At 67.7% G+C, this 21,306-nt stretch carries 18 protein-coding genes; 7 read left to right on the top strand and 11 right to left on the bottom strand.

The annotated features are described in order from the left end of the window. Positions 1 to 159: 159 nt before the first annotated feature. From EL337_RS05130 to EL337_RS05085, 9 genes are all read right to left on the bottom strand, one after another. Positions 160 to 1,965, bottom strand: coding sequence for a hypothetical protein (locus EL337_RS05130; RefSeq protein WP_048635008.1), 1,806 nt, complete (start codon positions 1,963 to 1,965; stop codon positions 160 to 162). Positions 1,966 to 2,097: 132 nt separating this feature from the next. Then, positions 2,098 to 3,723, bottom strand: coding sequence for an alpha/beta hydrolase (locus EL337_RS05120; RefSeq protein WP_232786912.1), 1,626 nt, complete (start codon positions 3,721 to 3,723; stop codon positions 2,098 to 2,100). Positions 3,724 to 4,181: 458 nt separating this feature from the next. Then, positions 4,182 to 5,264: an ABC transporter ATP-binding protein gene (locus EL337_RS05115; protein WP_048635006.1), complete on the bottom strand. Its 1,083-nt coding sequence runs from the start codon at positions 5,262 to 5,264 to the stop codon at positions 4,182 to 4,184. Between the two features lie 212 nt (positions 5,265 to 5,476). Next, positions 5,477 to 5,863: a 50S ribosomal protein L7/L12 gene (gene rplL, locus EL337_RS05110; RefSeq protein WP_048635005.1), complete on the bottom strand. Its 387-nt coding sequence runs from the start codon at positions 5,861 to 5,863 to the stop codon at positions 5,477 to 5,479. Between the two features lie 68 nt (positions 5,864 to 5,931). Beyond that, positions 5,932 to 6,459 carry a 50S ribosomal protein L10 gene (gene rplJ, locus EL337_RS05105; RefSeq protein WP_048635023.1) on the bottom strand — a complete coding sequence of 176 codons (528 nt, stop codon included), beginning with the start codon at positions 6,457 to 6,459 and terminating at the stop codon, positions 5,932 to 5,934. A gap of 249 nt (positions 6,460 to 6,708) precedes the next feature. Beyond that, positions 6,709 to 7,614, bottom strand: coding sequence for an ROK family protein (locus tag EL337_RS05100; RefSeq protein WP_048635004.1), 906 nt, complete (start codon positions 7,612 to 7,614; stop codon positions 6,709 to 6,711). Between the two features lie 31 nt (positions 7,615 to 7,645). Then, positions 7,646 to 8,251, bottom strand: a complete 606-nt coding sequence (locus tag EL337_RS05095) for a DUF7158 domain-containing protein (RefSeq protein ID WP_048635003.1) — start codon at positions 8,249 to 8,251, stop codon at positions 7,646 to 7,648. Next, on the bottom strand, positions 8,248 to 12,369 hold the full coding sequence (locus tag EL337_RS05090; protein ID WP_048635002.1) for a glycoside hydrolase family 38 N-terminal domain-containing protein: 4,122 nt from the start codon (positions 12,367 to 12,369) through the stop codon (positions 8,248 to 8,250). Before EL337_RS05090 ends, EL337_RS05095 begins: the two co-directional genes overlap by 4 nt. A gap of 49 nt (positions 12,370 to 12,418) precedes the next feature. Further along, the gene (locus EL337_RS05085) at positions 12,419 to 13,372 is read right to left on the bottom strand and encodes a helix-turn-helix transcriptional regulator (protein WP_048635001.1); all 954 of its coding nucleotides are present in this window, start codon (positions 13,370 to 13,372) and stop codon (positions 12,419 to 12,421) included. A 62-nt stretch (positions 13,373 to 13,434) separates the two neighbouring features. Here EL337_RS05085 and EL337_RS05080 point away from each other — a divergent pair, with 62 nt between their 5' ends. Beyond that, positions 13,435 to 13,980 (top strand): DinB family protein, encoded by a 546-nt coding sequence (locus EL337_RS05080; RefSeq protein WP_048635000.1) that lies wholly within the window; start codon positions 13,435 to 13,437, stop codon positions 13,978 to 13,980. Position 13,981: 1 nt separating this feature from the next. After that, positions 13,982 to 14,581, top strand: a complete 600-nt coding sequence (locus EL337_RS05075; RefSeq protein ID WP_048634999.1) for a DinB family protein — start codon at positions 13,982 to 13,984, stop codon at positions 14,579 to 14,581. Positions 14,582 to 14,641: 60 nt separating this feature from the next. Here the strand turns inward: EL337_RS05075 and EL337_RS05070 are convergent, their stop codons facing one another. Further along, positions 14,642 to 14,941 (bottom strand): hypothetical protein, encoded by a 300-nt coding sequence (locus EL337_RS05070; RefSeq protein ID WP_048634998.1) that lies wholly within the window; start codon positions 14,939 to 14,941, stop codon positions 14,642 to 14,644. A gap of 185 nt (positions 14,942 to 15,126) precedes the next feature. Continuing rightward, a complete protein-coding gene (locus EL337_RS05065) occupies positions 15,127 to 15,747 on the bottom strand; it encodes a TetR/AcrR family transcriptional regulator (protein WP_048634997.1) in 621 nt (206 codons plus the stop codon). A 108-nt stretch (positions 15,748 to 15,855) separates the two neighbouring features. On the opposite strand from EL337_RS05065, the gene EL337_RS05060 reads away from it, so the two are divergent. From EL337_RS05060 to EL337_RS05040, 5 genes are all read left to right on the top strand, one after another. After that, positions 15,856 to 16,875 carry an oxygenase MpaB family protein gene (locus EL337_RS05060; RefSeq protein ID WP_048634996.1) on the top strand — a complete coding sequence of 340 codons (1,020 nt, stop codon included), beginning with the start codon at positions 15,856 to 15,858 and terminating at the stop codon, positions 16,873 to 16,875. Between the two features lie 94 nt (positions 16,876 to 16,969). Further along, positions 16,970 to 18,325, top strand: coding sequence for an ABC1 kinase family protein (locus EL337_RS05055; protein ID WP_048634995.1), 1,356 nt, complete (start codon positions 16,970 to 16,972; stop codon positions 18,323 to 18,325). After that, positions 18,326 to 19,228: an alpha/beta fold hydrolase gene (locus EL337_RS05050; RefSeq protein ID WP_048634994.1), complete on the top strand. Its 903-nt coding sequence runs from the start codon at positions 18,326 to 18,328 to the stop codon at positions 19,226 to 19,228. A gap of 107 nt (positions 19,229 to 19,335) precedes the next feature. Further along, entirely contained in the window at positions 19,336 to 20,217 is an 882-nt protein-coding gene (locus EL337_RS05045; RefSeq protein ID WP_048634993.1) for a cyclopropane mycolic acid synthase family methyltransferase, read from the top strand. A gap of 157 nt (positions 20,218 to 20,374) precedes the next feature. Continuing rightward, positions 20,375 to 21,271, top strand: a complete 897-nt coding sequence (locus tag EL337_RS05040; protein ID WP_048634992.1) for a cyclopropane mycolic acid synthase family methyltransferase — start codon at positions 20,375 to 20,377, stop codon at positions 21,269 to 21,271. Positions 21,272 to 21,306: the final 35 nt, after the last annotated feature.

The following is a 21,306-nucleotide window of genomic DNA, read 5'->3' as shown; positions in this document are numbered from 1 at the left end:
GCTGAGCAAGGCTCAGGCTAGGACCACGTGGGCGGTGCGAATCTCGAAAGGGTGGGCAGGATGCAGCCAGCGCAACGTCCAACAGTAGCGCAGAAGGGCGTATTCCTCAACCCGTGCACGACGAAGCGGAAGGGCGCTGGCTGGCGGCCCACACTGCTGTCATCCGTGTACACATTGCTGGCCAATAGATTGGCCCGCTTTCGCCCTTCCGTCAAGAGATAACGCGGTGTTTGGTCGCGGCAATTCTGCGATTCGCGCCGGATTGGGCGACGGGTCGTCGGCGCAGGTGGCGAAGTCGATCCCGAATACGATCTTGGCCGCGAAGGTGAACAGCCAGTCGAGCAGCGTCTGGCGGTCCACCGGCCCCGGCAGTACGTAGGCGGTTGCCGTGCCCCGGGTGGTGTCGAACTCCAGCGTGCTCCCCGGCGTCCCGTAGTAACCGGACTCGGGTGACGGCGGGGTGCCGGTGAACATGTCGTTGAACCACGCGGCGCTGATCTTCTCGGCGGCGTCGACGTTCGCGGGCTTCGGCCACCCCGTGACGAGGTTCATCGCGATCTGCACGAAGGGGTTGCCGCCGCTCATCGCGTCCCCGTGGGAGCTGTTGGTGAGCTTGACGCCGTTGAAGCCGCCGGGCCGCCACGCCTCCATCGACGTGTTCGTCGTCCCCGAGAGATTCCAGTAGTAGGCCCTGGCGGCAAGGTTGTAGATCGGGAAGTCCTGCGGCAGCTTCGCCAGCGCCTCCGGGGTGACGTCGCCGAATCCCACGCCGTCGAGCATCACCACTCCCGCGAGCTTGCCGAACGTGCCGTTCTGGGTCATGTAGCCGGCCGCACCCGCGGCCAGCCCGCCGCCCGCGGAATGGCCGGTGAGCCCGATCTTCTCGATCCCGTCGAGCAGCGTGCTGCTGTAGCCGGCGGCCAGCGCACTCTGGGCGAGCGCGGTGTTGCCGTCGACGAACAGGTCCGCCACCGCCTTGTGCATCGGCGAGCCGCCGACCCAGCAGCCGTCGCAGGCGAGGAAGTTGGAGGTGAGCGATGTCGTGACGACGATGCTGTGCGTCGCCTCGGCGAGACGCGCGGCGGTGTAGCTGTAGAACGGTCCCGCCGCCATGAAGCCGTGCTGGAAGTAGATCAGCCGGGTCGGCGTGGCGCCTTCGGGCACGTACCAGTCCGCGGGCACGTCGTAGCCCTGGCCGCAGTCGATCCGCAGCGTCGAGCTCTTCACCGTGACGCTGCTGCCCGCCGGCAGCTGGGGCGGACCGCCGAGCACCTGGATGGCGACCGAGTAGAGGTTGAAGATGACGGCGCCGATGAGGCTGAGCAGTGTCTGCCTGGGGGGCGTGGCCGCCGACTGGGTCGCCGCGTCGGCGGCCGTCATCGTCGCGAGCGGCTCCACCACGGTCGTGGGCTCGACCGCGAGCGGCTGGGGCACAGCGACGGTCGTGTCGACGCTCGTCGTGCGGGTGGGCTCGGCGGGCTCGGCGGGCAAGGAAGGATCGGAAGGCTCGGAAGGCTGGATGGACTCGGCGGCGTCGGAGTCGTCGATATCGGTGCCCGGGTCGGCCGCCGTGTCGGACACCTCACCCTGGTCGGCGTCGGCGTCCGGCGCCGTGTCTTCGTCTTTTCCACCGGCCGCGGTCTCGGGCGCGGTGTCGATCGCGGTGTCACCGTCCGCATCGCCCGCGTCGTCGGCGTCGGCGTCTACGTCGGTGTCGTCGGCGTCTGTGTCGTCGGCGTCGGTGTCGTTGGATGGGGCGTCCGTGTCCGTCTCGGCGCTGTCAGCGTCGGTGTCCGAACCGCTGCGTTCCTTGGTGCCGGAGTCGGACGACTCCGACGTGGTGGTCGCACCGGCCGTTCCCGACTCCGTCGTCGCCACCGCCACGCCGGCACCGGCGAGCAGCCCCGCCGATACGCCGACAGTGATCACGCCGGCCCCCAACAAGACCGTCAGCCGGTCGATCATCAGTGACCCCTTCGTCAGAAACCCGGCAAACCGTATCGCGGTGGTGTGGGCGTCGTAGCACTTTGCCCGAATCAACGATTTCGCTCACGCAGCAGACGCCGCGCCAGCCTGCGCATCGTCTAGGACGATGCTCTATAGCGACGCATCGACGCAGTTCAAGGCAGTTGAGCCGGCGGGGCACGCGTCGCCCGCAACGGACGGGCGGGAGGCTGCGCGGGCGGTCTGTGCACCGCGGCTCGGAGTAAGCCATGCATGCGCCAGGACGCTCACCGGCGACGCCGACGATGCGTAGAGATTCGACGTGTGGGTGCCGTGGAACATGTCACTGATCCACCCCGCGGACAGCAGCTGGTTGGTGACGATGTTCAGCGGAGCCGAGAAACCCGTCGCGAGATACGCCAGGATCTGGACTGCGGCGCTGGAACTCTGCATCGAGTCCGAATGGCGGCCACCCGGCACCACCGCTCCGGTGAACATGTCGGGCCGGGCGTGGGCGAGCCGGCGTCCCGCATGGCCGTCGGCGTTCCAGGAACTCGGCGCCGCACCCAGGTTGTAGACCGGAATCGAGTGCGGGATCTTGGCGAGATCCAGATCGATGAGTCCGCCGATGCCGGCTCCGTCGAGCATCACCACACCGGCGAGAGTGCGTGCGTCACCGTTCTGGACCAGGTACCTGGCCGTGCCCACGACCAGCCCGCCGCCGGCCGAATGACCTGCCAGCACCAACCGGGTCGGTAAGGTTCCTCGCCACCCGGCTGCCTGCGCGCTGGCGGTGAGGGCCGTGCGGTCGCCGGTGAACAGATCGGCGATGGCGCGGTGGGTGCTCGGCAGCATCAGCGGATAGTTCTGCCAGTCGAAGGGATTCCACGTCAGGGTCGGCGCGACGACGATGCTGTTCGTCTTCTCCGCGAGGTAGGCCGCGGTGGCGCTGTAGAACCGGGACGTGGCCAGCATTCCGTGCTGGAAGTAGATCAGGCCGGTGGGCGTGCTGCCCGGCGGGAAGTACCAGTCCGCCGAGACGACGGCGCCGTCGCCGATGATCAGATCCGAGCTCTCGACCCGCACCCTGCTACCGAAGGGTGCGCGGGCGGGCCCGGCGATGAACTGCATCGTGTCGGTGTACCAGGTGTAGACGTTGGAGAAGACGTCGCTGATCACGGTGAAGAGGTTGGGTGCGCCCGTCGAACCCGGCCAGGCGGCTCTGGTCGCCGCGATCTGCATGACGGCCGCACCGCCGCTCGATCCCAGGTCGGTTTCGATGCTGGACACAAACGGGGTCGGCGTATCGATGTCGATCGCGTCTTCGTCAGCGGCGGGCTCGGTGTCGGCCGACTCCGCCGGCGCCGCGCCCAGAGCGGGACCGGCCTCCGGCTCTTGGTCAGATTCCGGCATCGGCTGGGATGCGTCGTCCCCGCCCGCGACGCCCGGACGGTCCGCCGTCTCGACTACCCCGCTCGACGTCGGTTCGGCTTGGCGCTCCGCGGCACGGGACTTCCTGCGATGCCCGGCGCTGCCGGCGGTCTCCGTCTCGTCTGCTGCGCCGGATTCGTCCGCATCGTCGTCCAGCGCCGGACCTGCCGCCGAGTCGTCGGTGTCGTCCACGCCGCTCGGATCGCGGTCCGACGTGTCGGTGTCGGCCTCGTCGGTGTCGCCCTTGTCGCTGTCGGCTTTGTCGCCGGTGTCGTCGGACCCCGACGACGGTTGAGCGTTCGACGACGCCGCATCGTCGGCGGAGGCCACCCCGGCCCCTACCAGCATCGCTGCCGACATTCCCCCCGCTAGTACGCCTGCCCCCAGCCAGACTCGATAGCGGTCGACCATTCTTCTCCTGTGTGTCAGCGATCGCGGAATGTCGACTGGTGAATGACTTCTAGGAGCACTTTCACCGCGGATGTGCGATCTTGGCAAACTTTATAGCGAGCGCGGCCACCTTTCAAGGCGAACACACGGCGGCACCCTGCATTCCAGTTCCACCAAGATTTGCAGCGCTCACCTGCGATTCCGCGACCAGGGCAGATGGCGTGACAAATGCGCTACGCGCACGTGGGTTGCGACGGCGGCACGCCGCCGATAATCAGCAACAGCAGACTGTGCCCATCACGCAGGCAACAGAGACCACTCAGTTAACAGCGATGACATAGCTGATGACAGCTGTCACGACAGCCGTCACATGCAGATGACCGGTGTCACCGGTGCAGGATGCCCAGCGGGCGGGGTCAGCGCTCGCCGGCGACCGGGATGCGGCCGGTGGGAGCGTCGTCTTCGCTGCGGTGATGCGCTGCGGTGTCGTCGCCGCGGAACTCGTTCGACGAATAGCTCTGCGTGCCTTCGAGGTCCTCGCGGATGGCTTCCTGCGCGGCGGGCGGCAGCGTGTGCATGATCTCGCGCACCCGGGCCTGGCGCCGGCCGACAGCCTGACGCTCCGGCATGCCCGGTGTGGCCTGGATCTGCGGGGGCACGCCCTCGATCTCTTCCACACCGCCGTCGTGGTGACCCGCGTCGGCCATGGCCTGCTCTTCGGCCATGGTGCCCTCGTCCTTCTCCTCGGACATGCCGATCGGACCGAGGCGGCGGCCGTTGAGGAACTGTTTGACCACGGGCTCGTCGCTGGTGAGCAGCACCTCGCGGGGCCCGAACATCACCAGCTTCTTGCGGAACAGCATGCCCATGTTGTCGGGCACGGTGCGGGCGATGTTGATGTTGTGGGTCACGATCAAGATGGTGCAGTCGATCTGGGCGTTGATGTCGATCAGCAACTGCGACAGGTACGCGGTACGGACGGGATCCAGACCGGAGTCCGGCTCGTCGCAGAGGATGATCTGCGGATCGAGCACCAGGGAACGGGCCAGGCCGGCACGCTTGCGCATACCGCCGGAGATCTCGCCGGGGAACTTCGTCTCGTCGCCACCGAGGCCGACGAGGTCCAGCTTCTCCATCACGATCTGACGGATTTCGCTTTCCTTCTTCTTCGTGTGCTCACGAAGGGGGAACGCGGTGTTGTCGTACAGGCTCATCGAGCCGAACAGCGCGCCGTCCTGGAACATCACGCCGAACAGCGTGCGGATCTCGTAGAGCTCCTTGGCCGAGCACTCGATGATGTTGGTGCCGTCGACGATGATCTTGCCGCGCTCGGGGCGCAGCAGGCCGATCAGGGACTTGAGGAACACCGATTTGCCGGTACCGGAGGGGCCGAGCAGAACGCTCACCTCACCTGCGGGGAGGTCGAACGTGACATCCTCCCAGATTCGCTGGGACCCGAAGGACTTGGTCAGTCCCTCAACCTGAATGCCGATGCCCACGCGAATTCCTCTCGCCAGTGCCAAAACCCCAGCCACAGGCATTCACGCCTGTGGCTTGAGTCACTGTAACCTACCCACCTGCCGCGCCACACACGGTCTGCGAACACTCGATCGCACACCGGGTGCACAAACTACTGTGGGGCCGGTCCGTTTGCCAGACCAGCCCCACAGCTTGACGTTCGTCGGATGCCGACGCGCGTCGTCGAGATTTCCTACTTGACGGTCACCGATGCGCCGGCAGCCTCGAGCTTGCCCTTGGCGTCCTCAGCGGCTTCCTTGGTGACCTTCTCGAGCAGCGGCTTGGGGGCGCTGTCGACCAGATCCTTGGCTTCCTTGAGGCCCAGGCCGGAGACGATCTCGCGGACGACCTTGATGACGCCGATCTTCTTCTCGCCGGCACCTTCGAGGATGACGTCGAACTCGGACTGCTCTTCGGCAGCCTCGGCGGGAGCGGCGGCACCCGGCGCGGCGGCGACGGCGACCGGAGCGGCCGCGGTGACCTCGAAGGTCTCTTCGAACTTCTTGACGAACTCCGACAGCTCCAGCAGCGTCAGTTCCTTGAACGCGTCGAGCAGGTCGTCGGTGGAAAGCTTGGCCATGATTGGTCCTTCCTGATTCTTACTTCTTGGCTAGTGGGTTGTGCTCGGGAAAGTCGATGAAGCGCTGACTACGCAGCTTCCTCAGCGGCCTTCTTCTCTTCCAGTGCGGCAGCCAGACGTGCGACCTGCGACGCCGGAGCGTTGAACAGGGCAGCAGCCTTGGACAGATTCGCCTTCATCGCGCCGGCCAGCTTGGCCAGCAGCACCTCGCGGGACTCGAGGTCCGCGATGCGGTTGACCTCGTCCACGGACAGCGCGCGGCCGTCCATGTAGCCGCCCTTGATGACCAGCGCCTTGTTGTCCTTGGCGAAGGTCTTGATCGCCTTGGCAGCGTCGACGGCCTCACCTTTGACGAACGCGATCGCGGTGGGACCCGCGAACAGCTCGTCGAGACCTTCGACGCCGGCCTCCGCCGCTGCACGCTTCACCAAGGTGTTCTTGGCGACCGTGTAGGTGGCGGACTCGCCCAGTGAGCGGCGAAGATCGGCGAGGTTGGCGACGGTCAGTCCGCGGTATTCGGTGACGACTGTCGCCGTCGCCTCCTTGAACTGCTCGGCGATGTCGGCAACCGCGGTGGCCTTTTCAGCCTTGGCCATGCATGCCTCCTCGTGGTTGGTTTCGGTCGCTCCGCCTCGGAGCCGCACGGTCACAACCCGGGAAAAGAAAAGCGCCCCGACACAGACAGGTCGGGGCGCACACGTGCCGAGCTAACGGCACCAGCCTCGTCCTCCTGCGTGGGCCGCCGGGACTTCTCCCGGACCTTCAACCGATTTCTCGGTAACCGACGGTCTTCGGTGGAACCGAGCCAGAATAGCGCGCCCCGGCCCGATCAGCCAAAACGCGCCTCACCCTCGAGCGAGGTAGGCGGCACCGACCAGGCCCGCGTCGCCGCCGAGTTCGGCGGGCACCACCTGCAGTCCGCGGATGAAGTCCAGCCCGGCGTAGGACGCAAGTGACGCCCGCAGCGGATCGAACAGCACCCCACCCGCCTTCGCGACGCCGCCCCCGATGACCACCAGGTCGAGGTCGCAGACCGCCGCCACCGACGCGACCATCGCCGCGAGGGCGTCCGCGCCGCGAGCGAAAGCCCGCAGTGCCACCGGGTCGCCGCGTCCCACAGCCTCGGCCAATTCCTTCGCGTCGGCCCCCGCCGGGGCCACCCATCCGTGCTCGCGCGCCCACCGCGCCAGGTGCGGACCCGATGCGACGGTCTCGACGCAGCCGTGACCGCCGCAGGTGCACAGGGCTCCCCCAGGTTCGACGACGACGTGTCCGACGTGGCCGGCGTTACCGGTCCGACCGTGATAGGGCGCACCGTCGAGGACCAGGCCGCCGCCGATGCCGGTCGACACGACCATCCCGAGCAGGAACCGGGCGCCGCGACCCGCCCCGCACCACCACTCCCCCAGTGCCATGCACAGGCCGTCGCCGCCAAGGCGCGTCGGAAGTCCGGTCAGCGCGGCGACGCGGTCGACGATCGGGAAATGCAGCCACTCGGCGATGTTGATCGGACTGACGGTGCCGGCGGGGACGTCGATGGGCCCGGCCGAGGCGATACCCACGGCGATGATCGCTCCGTCCGCCGACGCCTGCGTCTCGGTCAGCAGCGACACCACGGTCTGCCAGACCGTCTCGGCATCGCCGTCCGGCGTGGGCCGCTGCGCACGGTGGACGAGGGTGCCGGTGGTGTCGACCAACCCGGCGGCGATCTTCGTGCCGCCGATGTCGAGGGCCAGGACGAGTTCGCTCATCAGTTCCGTCTCTTCTTCGCGCGAGCGCTCATCAGTGCCTGTGGGTGTTGTCGGGCTGGCGCGGATCCCCGGGATGCTCATAACCCTCGGCCAGCACGGCGATGCGGGCGCACCGCGCGTCCAGCCACCGGCGGTACTCGCGCCGGCGGGCGGCGGCCAGCAGATGCGTGGCGATTGCGGTTCGCACCGTCTCGAAGGGTGCGGCAGAGGGCGCACCGCTCCAGCCGCCTCCGACCGGGCGGGCCGTGCCGAACCGGTGCGGGTTACGGACGTGATAGGCGGTCACCTCGTCGTCGGTGACCGCGACTCCCGCCGTCACCATCGCGTAGACGGCGCGGCCGCGGTACGCGCTCAGCGTCGCCGCCGCGACGCTGCCGACCTCCATCCGCGCGACGGTGTCGGGGAGGACGTCGTCCTCGGTCGGCACCGGTGCGACATCGGCGCCCAACGGGGTTGTCGCGACCACTCTTTCAGCGACGAGCACCTGCGTGAGCCAGCGCCGAAGCTGCCGGGCCTCGCTGGTGCCGGGACGCGGCAGAGCGTGGCTTCGGACGCCGGCCCGGACCTCGCGTTCACGAGCGTCGACGTCGGCGACGGTGATGATCTCGGACCCGACGGTGGCCGCCCAGCCGCTCACCGGACCTCCACAGGGACGGCGGGCGAATACACGAGCTCTCCCGCGCACGCGACCCGGATCAGCGCCCACCACCTGCCCGGTTCAGTCCACGGTGGCGGCGTGACGTCGAAGACCAGCTCCACACTTCCCCGCGCCGGCACGATGCCGCCGACGATGTTGGGCCCCAACCATTCCCAGGTTCCCCACGGAGATATCACGTGCGCCTCCACCGTGAGGTCGGCATAGGCGTCGGTTGCGACGGTGACGCGCAGCGTGGCGACCTCGCCGGCGGTGAGGTCGACGCCACGGGGCTCGGTGAGCAGACGCAGCACCCGGTCGCCATGCTCGCCGAGCGAGATCATCGCGACGTCCTCGACGGTCTGATGCCAGGACGCAGGGATCGCGGCACCCGTGGCGGCCAGCTCGGCGCGCACCGGATAGAGACCGGGTGCGGCGTCGGCGGGGATGCCGACCTCGACCGTCGACTCCAGATACTCACCGGGCGGGAGGACGAACGGCAGCTCCGACATCCCCAGTTCCCATCCCGCCGGACCCACCAGCCGCACCACGCCGTGCAGCGCGGTGTCGGTCGCGTCGCTGGCGGCGGTCAGCCGCAGCGGCACAACGGCTCCCGCCGCGGCATCGAGCCGGTGTGGATGCACGTGGGCGACCACGGGCAGCCCACCGAGTGGAGCGGGCCCGCGGTTGTGCAGCCAGTACCTGGCATAGAGCGGTTGCACAGGTTCGGCGTCGGGCGCCAGCGACATCTGCGCGGCATCGAGCACCCGGGGCAGGTTCAACTCGGTGCGCAGGGTGGCGATTTCATAGCCGTGCAGGTGCGGCGTACCGGTGTCGCCGTCGAGCGGACCTTCGATCAGGTTCAGGTGTCGCGGCGCGGAGATGTGGCGTAGCCCGGACTGCACGGCCACCTCGGTGGATCGGCCGAGGGTTTCGACGACGCGGACGACGACCCCGTCGGCGGGGTCGGCGTGCTGCACGCTGCTGCGCGCGGTCGGGTTGCCGAGCGTCTTGAGAGCGGCGATGCGCACAGCGCGCTCCGGCTGCACCTCCAGCAGCGACCCCCACGACGGTAGGCCGCCGTGAGTCGGGTCGTGGTGCGCGCTCACCGCGATCAACGGTTGGTTGAATTCTGCACTGGCAGAGGGAATATCGGCGTCACGCCAATCGCCCGCTCCGGTGGCCACCGCATAGTCGAAGGTGTGGGTCCAGTGTTGCAGCCCGAAGTTGGATCCGTCGGGCGCGGTGCGCCGCGGCGGATCGATCCAGGTGCCCGACGGCCATCCGGTGCATGATCGCATCAGCGAGGTGTGCAGGGTGCCGTCGGCGTCGACGGCGAAACCGGGGACTCCGCGGTTGATCACCGCCACGGTGCGTGACTCGAACTCCTCGTCGACGTCTTGATCGACGTCGATCTCGGCGTCGGCGAGGTCGGCGATCAGCGCGGCCACCGCGCCCGCGGTGTCTCCGGCGGCGCCGACCACCAGAACCGGCAGCGCCCGCGGGTCTCGGAGGTCGGCCCCGGGCACCCACACGTCGCGCAGCGGCCGGGCGGCGGGAATCCATATCCGCGAGGAACCTGCCGGAGCGTCGAGAACTGTTGCAGTGAAGGAGTTTTCCTCCGGGCTGCCGATACTGATACGGACGTCGGGCAGATTCGAGTCGACCGACAGATCTCCGTAGCGGGGCGCGCCGGGCACACTGCAGGTGGCGGTGACGCCGGCCCTGGCCAGGGCGGCCATCAGCTCCCGCACCTCGGCATCGACGCCGGCGGTGGCGATGACTTCCGCCACCGACACCGCACGCACCGCGTGCTCGCGGAACCGCACGCGCGCCGCGGACGACAGACCGAACCACCCGTATGCCGGGTTGTCCAGGGTGTACGGAAACACGGCGGTGTCAACAGATTCGGATGATCCCGGCGGGTGCAGCAGCCCGAATCCGCGTCCGATCACGGCATTGCCGACCTCGCTGACCGGCATGGCGCCCGGAACCGGGCACGGCCACCGCAGCCGCAGCAGCCGGTCCTCTCCGGTGAAGTCGTCGATCGTCGTTCGGCAGTCCACCCGGTCGACGCCGCGCCACAGCGTCACCGTCTGGGTGTAGCGCAGCACGCCGGTGATCTCGCCGGTGACCACCAGTCGTTCGCCGAGGTCGCTGCGGTACCGCTGCACCGAGGTCGCCTGCTGCTGCGCCGACGTGACCACCGGACCTCGGGGCAACAGGTGCCATGGACCTTCCCCCGCGGTGGGGTGCGCCGGGTATTCGTCGTAGACGGCGAGCTCGTTGCCGACCCGTCCGTCGGCGATCAGTTCACGCCCGGCCGCCACCAGTGAACTCACCCCGCCGCCGCGGGCGCCGTCGACCTGAAGTGCGAAGTGTTCGTTACCGATGCTGTTGCCGGGCGACGGTTCCCACCGGTGCACGGAGTCGCCGGGCACAAGCCGGTAGGCCCGCCACCCCAGCGACGGCACGTCGCGGGCAAGCCACGTCAACGCATGCCCGCCGTGTTCGGCCAGCACTGGCACATCGTCGCCGTGACTGTCGACGACGCGTCCGGTGAACGGCTCGTCCAGGTGGACGGTGACGACATCGGAACGGTTGTGCGACAGCGGGTTCCAGACCACCACCGAGGCGTCCACCGCGCTGGACAGCAGCGTGAGCGCGGTGTCGCGCGCCGTCCTGCCCAGCTGCCAGGCGTCGCGCCAGCCGGTGAGCAGATCGAGATACACCTGGTCGGATTCCGACCCGGTGATCGCGTCGTGGTGGGCGCCGTAGGCCAGTTGCACCCACGCCTTGGCCAGTGCGGCTTCGGGGTACGTGGCGCCGGTCAACAGCGCAGCGAAGACCGCGAACTGCTCGGCCTCCAGCACCGCGTTCTCCGCGGCCCGGTTGGCCTGCTTCGTGTCGATGTAGGACACGTCCTTGCCGGTGTAGATGGGGTTCATGTCCCGGGTCTGCGCCGACGCACCGACGCCGTCGGCCGCCAGCTCGGCCCGTACCGCCGCGAAGAACTCCCTGGGCAGCGCGCAGACGAACCGCGGCCAGGTGTACCGGGAATTCCAGTCGCGGTGAATCTCGGTGACCCACTTGTTGGGTGGCGTGTAGTCGGTGCCGACGGGCAGCAGCACGTTGCGCGTCAGCGCCACCTTCTTCATCTGCACGAACAGCGCGTAGGTGGCATCCTCGGCCTCCTGCAGCGACGGCGCCGAGTCCATCCACCAGCCGGCCGCATAGTGCGCGGGCATGTAGTGGGTGAGCAGACCGCGCCCGGACGGGGCCATCCACTCGAATTCGCTGGCGAACTGCATGCGTTCGGGGTCGCCGCCGTCCGCCATCGGTCCCCACTGGTGGTGTGGGCCCCGCGCCCACGAACTGGAGGTCAGGCCCGCATCGGCAGCCATGCCGGGGAACTGCGGGTCATGGCCGAACACGTCGAGTTGCCAGGCCGTCGCCGGGTCGGCGCCCAGCACGTCGCGCTGAAAGCCGATGCCGTGCACGAAATTCCGGATGGCAGTCTCCGGGCTGGTGAGGTTGGTGTTGGGCTCGTTGTAGGTGCCGCCCATGATCTCGACCCGGCCCTCGGCGATCAGCCTGCGCAGGTCGGCCCGCTCCTCGGGGTGGGTGTCCCAGAACGGCTTGAGGTAGTCGACCTCGGCGAGCACGAACTTGTACTCGGGTTCTCGCCGTGCCGCCTCCAGGTGTGCGCTGACCAGTTCGAAGCCGTTGGTCTGCCGGCACCGGCCGGGCGGATCCTCGGTCCAGACGCTGGTGTAGGCGGCCTGGGTGTTCCACCACACCGGGTCGTAGTGAAAGTGGCTGACCATGTACATCGTCCAGCCGGGTTCGGCGACGGTGAACTCGAAGTCGATCGCACGGTCGCCGGCCGCTGCGCGCGCGGCGCGCCGCTGACCGGGAATCGGATCGGTGACCTCGACGGCCACCTCGACGGTTCCGTCGCCGGTCTCGGCGACGGCCTCTCCGACGGACTGCAATCCGGAACCCTCGACACGCACCCCGCTGCGCGCGGTACAGCCGCGGTAAGCCACCCGAACCACCTGCAGCGGCGCGTCGCGCGGGCCGGTGAACAGCTCCGTCGATTCGGCGGAGATGAGGTCCACGCCAGCACCCTACGGCCTCGGCCGGCACAAATGTCGGCGATCGGCGGGGTCAGCGGGCGCCGGCGCGGGCGATCCGCTCTGCCACCGCCCGCAGGGCCTCGATGACCTCGGGGGGCTCGAGCACTTCGAAGTCACATCCGGGCATCGCCAGCCAGGGCACCATCCGTTCCGGGTCGTCGGCGCCGGCGGTCACGATGCACGCGTCGGGACCGTCCGGCTCGATGTCCACCGATGCGGCCGAAAAGGTCTGCGCGACAACGTCCTGCGGTGCGAAATAGCGCACGCGGGCGATGTAGGGGTACGGCGAGGAGGTGATGGCCCGACGCACATAACCCGCCGCATCCGGCGCGTCCCGTCTCGTGAACGTCGTCCCCACCGCGCGCACCTGTGACATCCGGTCCAGGCGCAGGCTGCGCCAGTCGGACCGGTCGCGGTCGAAACACATCAGATACCAGCGCCGGCCGGTGGTGACGAGCTGGTACGGCTCCAGGCGACGCTGCGTGACGGTGCCGCGGATGTCGACGTATTCGGCGGTGACGTGCTCGCGATCGCGGCTGGCGCGGGCCAGCGTCATCAGGACGTCCGGCTCCACCGGGGTGTCGGTGGCTGCCCCCAGGGTCACGGTGGCGTCGTGCACGGCGGAGACCTGGGACCGCAGTCGTGCGGGCATGACCTGGTCGAGCTTGCTGAGCGCGCGCAGTGCGGACTCCCCCACTCCGGCGACGCTGCCGCCCGCTGCCACGCGCAGGCACACGGCCATCGCCACCGCTTCCTCGGGATCGAGCAGCAGCGGCGGCAGAACCGCGCCCGCCCCCAGTTGGTAGCCGCCCCCGTGGCCGGTGCTGGCCTGGACCGGGTAGCCGAGTTCGCGCAGCCGGTCCACGTCGCGCCGCACGCTGCGTGTCGTGACGCCGAGGCGCTCGGCGAGCTCGTCACCGCTCCATACGCGGCGCGACTGCAGCAGTCCGAGCAGCTGGAGCACCCGGCCCGTGGTTTCCGACATGCTGCAAGTCTGCCGCACTTTTAGGACCGAATCTGTCCTAAATAGCTGAGAGAGTTATCGGCATGAGCAACGAACTGGTTTCTCACCTGGCAGAACAACTCGACTGGCACTGGGCGGGCCAGCTGCGGCCGCGCCTGGACGGGCTGACCGACGACGAGTACTTCTTCGAGCCGGTGCCCGGCTGCTGGACCCTCCGGAGGGACGGCCCGCGGGTGATCCCCGATTTCGCCTATCCGCCGCCGCGGCCGGAGCCGCTGACCACCATCGCCTGGCGGCTGGCGCACGTGATCGTCGGGGTGCTCGCCGTGCGGGCGCACTCCCACTTCGGAGGTCCGCCCGCCGACTACGAGTCCTGGCCCTACGCGGCCGACGCCGCGACCGCACTACGCCAACTCGACGACGCTTACGCCTGCTGGATGGCCGGGGTGCGCAGCCTCGACGATGCGCGTCTGTCAGAACCGTGCGGACCCGCGGAAGGGCCTTACGCCGACAAGCCGATGACCACCCTGATCCTGCACATCAACCGCGAAGTGATTCACCACGGAGCCGAAATCGCTTTGCTCCGAGATCTTTACGCCCACACCACCACTGCTGACAAGGAAAACTGACATGCCCGCTATGCCGCCACCCATCGCCGACGAGCGCGCCGGACTCAAGGAGTACCTCGCTGCTCAGCAGTACGCCTTCCACGCGATCGCGTTCGGCCTCACCGACGAGCAGGCCCGGTCGACGCCGTCGGTGAGCGCGCTGTCCATCGGCGGTCTGATCAAGCACGTGACGCAGTGCCAGCACGGCTGGATGGAGCGGGTCGCCGCCGCACCAGAACTCTGCGACAGCGACAAGCGCCCGATGGAGGATCAGGCCGCCGACTACGGCGACGAGTTCGTGATGCGCGACGACGAGACGCTCGCCGACATCCTGGCCGCGTTCGACCGGCAGAACGCCGAGACGATCCGGTTGGTGGAGACGTCGGATCTGGGCGCGGCGGTCCCGATTCCGCAGCATGTGCCGTGGTTCCCCAAGGACGTGCCGGCATGGTCGGTGCGCTGGGTGATATTCCACCTGATCGAGGAGCTGGCCAGGCACGCAGGCCAGGGCGACATCGTCCGCGAGAGCATCGACGGAGCCACTCTCTATGAGCTGTTGGCCGGGCTGGAGGGGTGGCCGGAGACCGAGTGGCTGAAGCCTTTCTCGCCTGCCGGCGCATAACGTCCCGCGCACGCAAAGGGCCACCTCCCGCGGGAGGTGGCCCTTTTTGTCGTCAGCGTGTCAGCGGACGTCTACGTAGTAGACGTTTCCGGTCACGGTCTGCTGATAGGTCCGGTCGTTGAAATCGTCCTGCACGGTCCCGCGGATCTGTCCGCCCTGCTTGACGCTCACTACCGAGGCCTCGGAAAGGGGAGCGTCGGAGAGCCGGTTGACGATGACCCGGTTGCCCTGGGCTTCCAGCTGGCTGATCGTGGCGTCGGCGTTGCTTCCGGTGGGCGCGGCCAGTGCGGGCGCGGCCAGCCCCAGGAACGCGGCGGACAGCGCGGCGGCGGTGACGGTGGCGATGGACAGGTTCTTCATGGTGGGTGCTCTTCCCGTGTCTGGGTCGGAGCCGTGGAGTGCAATCACGCGGTTTCGACGTTGTCTCTGTGGTGTAGATCGTGATGATCTGATGGCTTGAACCCGCAGCTCACGGCAATAATTCCGGTGGCAGAAATTGAACGTCTGCTGGCAGAAAACTGGCGGCCGCCCAGACCGGAACGACCTCAGCGCAGCACGAGCGTCAACGCGTGGTCGACGACGGCGTCGAGGTCGTCTCCGAGATGTCCGGCCAGCCACTGCTGCGCCAGCTCCGCCATCGCGCCGGTGTACATCGCGGCTCCCACCACGGCGGCCACCGGGTCGGAGTCGGGCTGCACGCGCCCACCCTCGGTTAGCACCGCTTCGCGCAGCAGGTCCTGGGTGGCGGCGCGCCGCGCCGTGAGCACCGGGTTGGCGCGCGCATCGGTGAACAACACGCGCCCACGCCGCGGGTCGGTGGAGCTGAAGTGCAACACCGCCGCCATGCCTGCGCGGGTACGCGCGCGCAGCGAATCCCCGGCCTCGGACATGGCCCGCTCGACGACCCCGGCCAGTTCGGCGCTCACCCGGTCATAGACCGCGCCCAGCAGATCATCGGTGCCGGAGAAGCTCTCGTAGAAGTAGCGGGTGTTCAGTCCGCTTTCCCGAGACACCGAGCGCACGGACAGTGCGGCCTCCCCGCCGTCACCGAACAACCGGAAGGCGGCATCGACCAGCAGTCCGCGCCGTTCGGCACGGCGGTCGGTGAGCGGCACCCCCGCCCACCTCGTCTGAGTGGACGTCGGATGGGACGTCGGGCCTGACACGGGTAACAGCGTAAGCGGGAACCGCCGGGTTCTGGCCACATCCGTACCCAAACGCTATTCTGGTAACAGCTGTGACCACTTTTTCGTGCCCACGTCCGGAAGGCCTTCATGTACCTGCCGCATCAACTCGCGCATCATCTGGTCCAGGATCAGGTGAACAGGAAATTCGACCGGCTCGTCCGGACACACTTCTTCCGGGGCATGGACTTCGCCGGCCCGGTGGGCGACCCGGGCTGGTTCGGCCCGGGCAGCGCCGTCTGGCATGTGCACTCTCACGTGCACGCGCTGATCTTCGGGCTGCAGTGCGCGGCCTTCCTTGAACGACTCGACCCGTCCATCTACTGGATGGGCGTCCACCATTCACGGCTCGTCAAACCCGAAACCAAAAGCGATCCGATGCCTGCGCTCGATCCGAAGGGCTTCGGAGCGCGACTGGGGCACTCCGTCGCCTTCTTCATCGGCACCGCGTACGGGTCCACCCCGACCGCCGAACGGCTCGCACTCGCCGTGCGCTCGATGCACCACACCATCAAAGGGACGCGGCCCGACGGCGCGCGCTACGACGCCGACGACCCCGAATGGCTGCGCTGGAACTACGCGACCGTGGTCTGGGGAATCGCGACCGCACACGAGCTCTATCACCCACAACCGTTGCGCGGCAAAGATCTTGACCGCTATTACGGGGAGTTCGCCCGGGTGGGTCAGGCCCTCGGCGGCACCGACCTGCCGTCCACCAAACAGGAGACGCGGGACTGCCTGAAGTCCTATCTGCCCAAGCTTGCCGTCACCTACGGCGCAGCCATGGCGACCGGGCCCGGCCTCCCGCTGCCCCTGGCGGCGCTCAACTGGGCGGTACGCGACACCATGCCGCCCTGGGCGAAGGGCATGATCGCGCATCGGGACCCGAACATCGTCGAACGAACCGCCCGACGCGCCACGGTGTGGTCGGTGATCAACGGGCTCCACGTCGCCTCGGGGCCGATGCCCGAGTTCGAACAGGCCAAGGCCCGCGTCGCCGGCGGCATCGATCCGGACCTCGCACCCCACACCATGCCGACGTATCGCCTCGGCACCGATCCCGTGCGCAGCCGCGCCGAGGTGGAAGACGCCTTTGCCGCAGCGCCGTGAACGCGGTGAGGTGTGACGCCCGGGGCACCCGCGATTCTGTGACCCGGTCCACTCCTTTTTCCCATGAGCCGCGCGTTTTGAGACACTTCCCCTTATGAGTGCACCGCGCAAGACACCACATCGCGAGGTTGCCAGGCTGGACCGGGTACCGCTTCCGGTCGAGGCAGCCCGCATCGGCGTGACAGGTTGGCAGATAACCCGCACCGGCGCCCGCGTCGTCGGCAAGCTCGCCGGCCGCGGCTCGCTGCAGCAGAAGGTCGTCAAGCAGATCCCGCAGGCCTTCGCCGACCTCGGCCCCACCTACGTCAAGTTCGGCCAGATCATCGCGTCGAGCCCGGGCGCTTTCGGTGAGCCGCTGAGCCGCGAGTTCCGCAGCCTGCTGGATCGGGTTCCCCCTGCCGACGGCGAGGCCGTGCACAAACTGCTGCGGGCAGAACTCGGCGACGACCCGAAGAACCTGTTCGCGTCATTCGACGACAAGCCGTTCGCGTCGGCGTCGATCGCGCAGGTGCACTATGCGACGCTGCTCACCGGCGAGGAGGTTGTGGTCAAGATCCAGCGGCCCGGTATCCGCCGCCGCGTGGCCGCCGACCTGCAGATTCTCAAGCGTGGCGCCCGGCTGGTCGAGTTCGCCAAGCTCGGGCAGCGACTCTCGGCCCAGGACGTGGTCGCCGACTTCGCCGACAATCTGGCCGAGGAACTCGACTTCCGGCTGGAGGCCCAGTCGATGGATGCCTGGGTGGCGCACATGCACGCCTCCCCACTGGGCAAGAACATTCGCGTCCCTCAGGTCTACTGGGACCTGACCAGCGAGCGCGTGCTGACGATGGAACGGGTGACGGGCGTGCGGATCGACGACGTCGCCGCGATCCGCAAGAAGGGCTTCGACGGCACCGAGTTGGTGAAGGCGTTGCTGTTCAGCGTGTTCGAGGGCGGCCTGCGCCACGGCTTGTTCCACGGCGACCTGCACGCAGGCAACCTGTACGTCGACGACGACGGCAAGATCGTGTTCTTCGACTTCGGCATCATGGGCCGCATTGACCCGCGGACCCGGTGGCTGCTGCGCGAGCTCGTCTACGCGCTGCTGGTCAAGAAGGACCACGCCGCCGCGGGCAAGATCGTGGTGCTGATGGGCGCGGTCGGCACCATGAAGCCGGAGGCGGAGGCGGCGAAGGACCTGGAGAAGTTCGCCGAGCCGCTGACGTTGAAGTCGTTGGGCGACTTGAGCTATGCCGAGATCGGCAAGCAACTTTCCACGCTGGCCGAGGCCTACGACGTCAAGCTGCCGCGCGAGCTCGTGCTCATCGGCAAGCAGTTCCTGTACGTGGAGCGCTACATGAAGCTGCTGGCGCCCACATGGCAGATGATGAGCGACCCCGCCCTGACGGGCTACTTCGCGAACTTCATGGTCGAAGTGTCCCGCGAGCATTCCGACGAGCTCGACGCCTAGATGGAGATCCGTAGCGGCACCGCGAAGTCGGGTGACGTCGAGATCCACTATGAGGACCTGGGCGACCCGAACCATCCCGCCGTCCTGCTGATCATGGGCCTTGGCGCGCAATTATTGATGTGGCGCAACGGTTTCTGCGAGAAGCTGATCGACCAGGGGCTGCGGGTCATCCGGTTCGACAACCGCGACGTCGGGCTGTCGAGCAAGCTGCCCGACCGCCGCTCCGGCGCGCCGTTGCTGCCCCGGATGGCGCGGTCGTACGTCGGGCTGCCCAGTCCGGCCGGGTACACGCTGGAAGACATGGCCGACGACGCCGCGGCGCTACTGGATCACCTCGCCATCGACACCGCTCACGTGGTGGGCGCCTCGATGGGCGGAATGATCGCGCAGGTCTTCGCGGCACGCCACCACCCGCGGACGCAGTCCCTTGGGATCATATTCTCGAGCAACAACAAGACGGCACTTCCACCTCCGGGACCACGCCAGCTCATGGCAATCCTGCAGCGCCCCAAGGGATCTACTCGCGAGGCGGTCATCGACAACACCGTGCGAGTGTCCAAGATCATCGGGAGCCCGGGGTACCCGGCGCCGGAGGACAGGGTGCGCGCCGAGGCCATCGAGGGGTATGACCGCTGCTACTACCCGGCCGGCGTCGGACGCCATTTCGCCGCCATCCTCGGCAGCGGCAGCCTGCTGCGGTACGACCGACAGATCGCGGTTCCCACGGTGGTCATCCACGGCAAGGCGGACAAGCTGATGCGACCGTCCGGGGGCCGGGCGATCGCCCGGGCCATTCCGCGGGCGCGGCTGGTCCTTTTCGACGGGATGGGCCATGAACTTCCCGAACCGCTGTGGGACGACATCGTCGGCGAGTTGAAGACCACGTTCGCCGAGGCAGGCTGACTTCAGCGTCAATTCGGGTATCAGGAAAAGTCCGTAGCATGCTGGGCGGGCACATGACCGCCGTTTCAGGAGATCCTCTTCGGGCAGTGCTCTCTGGAGGGCGCGCGATGGCCTCGTCAACGCGAAAACTCAAACCACACTTCGAAGACGTCCAGGCACACTACGACCTGTCCGACGAGTTCTTCCGGCTCTTCCTCGACCCGTCGCAGACCTACAGCTGCGCATACTTCGAGCGCGACGACATGACCTTGGAAGAGGCGCAGCTCGCGAAGGTCGACCTGGCCCTCGGCAAACTCGGCCTGGAGCCGGGGATGACGCTCCTGGACATCGGCTGCGGCTGGGGCTCCACCATGATCCGCGCCGTCGAGGCCTACGACGTCAACGTGATCGGCCTGACGCTGAGCGAGAACCAGAAGGCACACGTCGAGAAGGCGTTCGCCGCGATGGACGACACCGGCAGCGCCCGGTCCAAGACGGTGCTGCTGCAGGGGTGGGAGCAGTTCGACCAGCCCGTCGACCGCATCGTGTCGATCGGCGCGTTCGAGCACTTCGGCAGGGACCGCTGGGACGATTTCTTCGCGATGGCGTACCGGGCGCTGCCCGACGACGGCGTGATGCTGCTGCACACCATCACGGCGTTGACGCTGCCGCAGATGTCGGAGCGCGGCATGCCGCTGACCATCTCGGTGGCCAAGTTCGTGAAGTTCATCCTCACCGAGATCTTCCCGGGCGGATACCTGCCGACCATCGAACTCGTCGGCGAGCACGCCGCGACGCCGGGATTCGAGCTGACCCGCACGCAGTCGCTGCAGTCGCACTACGCCCGCACGCTGGACTGCTGGGCCGAGGCCTTGGAGGCCCATCGGGACGAGGCCATCGCGGTGCAGTCCCAGGAGGTCTACGACCGCTACATGCACTACCTCACCGGGTGCGCCGAGGGCTTTCGGGTCGGCTACATCGACGTCAACCAGTTCACGCTCACCAAGTAGCGCTCGCACGCGCATTGGATAGCCGGCGACCTCAAACGCTAGGCTCTGTCCGTCAAGACGCGTGTTTGCAGAAGGTTGAGCCGCGTCTTCGGTACGGTCTTCCAGAATCACGTGGAGATCTTGTTGCACCGAACAGTAAGCACGAAGCAGGGGAAATATGTCTGATCAATCCACCGGCACCAAGGATATGACTCCTCATTTCGAGGACATCCAAGCTCACTACGACTTATCGGACGACTTCTTCGGTGTCTTCCAGGATCCGACCCGTAAGTACAGCTGTGCCTTCTTCACCGGACCCGACGTCACGCTCTCCGAGGCGCAGGTCGCCAACGTCGACCAGCACCTCGACCGGCTGGACCTCAAGCCCGGCATGACGCTGCTCGAGGTCGGCTGCGGCTGGGGCCTGACGTTGCAGCGGGCCATGGAGAAGTACGACGTCAACGTCATCGGCCTGACGTTGAGCAAGAACCAGCAGGCGTACTGCAACCAGCTGCTGGCCAACGTCGACTCCGAGCGCACCTACGACGTCCGCCTGGAGGGCTGGGAGCAGTTCCACTCCCCCGTCGACCGGATCGTGTCGATCGAGGCGTTCGAGCATTTCGGCAAGGACCGCTGGGACGACTTCTTCAAGACGTGCTTCGAGATCCTGCCCGAGGACGGCCGCATGACCGTTCAGAGCAGCGTGGGCTACCACCCGTACGACTTGGCCGAGCGCGGCAAGAAGCTGACGTTCGAGCTGGCCCGCTTCGTGAAGTTCATGATCACCGAGATCTTCCCGGGCGGCCGCGTGCCCACCACCCAGATGATGGTCGAGCACGGCGAGAAGGCCGGGTTCGTGGTGCCGGAGACCTTGTCGCTGCGCAACCACTACATCAAGACACTCGGCATCTGGGCCAGCCGGCTCGAAGCTGCCAAGGACGAGGCGATCGCCGCCACCGACGAAGAGAACTACAACCGGTACATGAAGTACTTGACCGGGTGCCAGTACTACTTCATCGACGAGAGCATCGATGTCAGCCTCGTCACCTACCTGAAGCAGGGTGCCGCCGCCTAGGCACCTGAACATCCCGGACATGAAGAATCCCCCGC

This window comes from Mycolicibacterium aurum (genome assembly GCF_900637195.1).
In the GTDB taxonomy this organism is placed as follows: Bacteria; Actinomycetota; Actinomycetes; order Mycobacteriales; family Mycobacteriaceae; genus Mycobacterium; species Mycobacterium aurum.
Note: the sequence above shows the minus strand (reverse complement) of the source record. Positions and strands in the feature narration are given on the sequence as shown.

Excerpts from the sequence above, each read along its gene's own strand:
- EL337_RS05130 (WP_048635008.1), bottom strand. The coding sequence starts at position 1,965 with ATGATCGACCGGCTGACGGTCTTGTTGGGGGCCGGCGTGATCACTGTC.
- EL337_RS05120 (WP_232786912.1), bottom strand. The coding sequence starts at position 3,723 with ATGCTGGTAGGGGCCGGGGTGGCCTCCGCCGACGATGCGGCGTCGTCG.
- rplL (WP_048635005.1), bottom strand. The coding sequence starts at position 5,863 with ATGGCCAAGCTTTCCACCGACGACCTGCTCGACGCGTTCAAGGAACTG.
- rplJ (WP_048635023.1), bottom strand. The coding sequence starts at position 6,459 with ATGGCCAAGGCTGAAAAGGCCACCGCGGTTGCCGACATCGCCGAGCAG.
- EL337_RS05100 (WP_048635004.1), bottom strand. The coding sequence starts at position 7,614 with ATGAGCGAACTCGTCCTGGCCCTCGACATCGGCGGCACGAAGATCGCC.
- EL337_RS05085 (WP_048635001.1), bottom strand. The coding sequence starts at position 13,372 with ATGTCGGAAACCACGGGCCGGGTGCTCCAGCTGCTCGGACTGCTGCAG.
- EL337_RS05080 (WP_048635000.1), top strand. The coding sequence starts at position 13,435 with ATGAGCAACGAACTGGTTTCTCACCTGGCAGAACAACTCGACTGGCAC.
- EL337_RS05075 (WP_048634999.1), top strand. The coding sequence starts at position 13,982 with ATGCCCGCTATGCCGCCACCCATCGCCGACGAGCGCGCCGGACTCAAG.
- EL337_RS05070 (WP_048634998.1), bottom strand. The coding sequence starts at position 14,941 with ATGAAGAACCTGTCCATCGCCACCGTCACCGCCGCCGCGCTGTCCGCC.
- EL337_RS05060 (WP_048634996.1), top strand. The coding sequence starts at position 15,856 with ATGTACCTGCCGCATCAACTCGCGCATCATCTGGTCCAGGATCAGGTG.
- EL337_RS05055 (WP_048634995.1), top strand. The coding sequence starts at position 16,970 with ATGAGTGCACCGCGCAAGACACCACATCGCGAGGTTGCCAGGCTGGAC.
- EL337_RS05050 (WP_048634994.1), top strand. The coding sequence starts at position 18,326 with ATGGAGATCCGTAGCGGCACCGCGAAGTCGGGTGACGTCGAGATCCAC.
- EL337_RS05045 (WP_048634993.1), top strand. The coding sequence starts at position 19,336 with ATGGCCTCGTCAACGCGAAAACTCAAACCACACTTCGAAGACGTCCAG.
- EL337_RS05040 (WP_048634992.1), top strand. The coding sequence starts at position 20,375 with ATGTCTGATCAATCCACCGGCACCAAGGATATGACTCCTCATTTCGAG.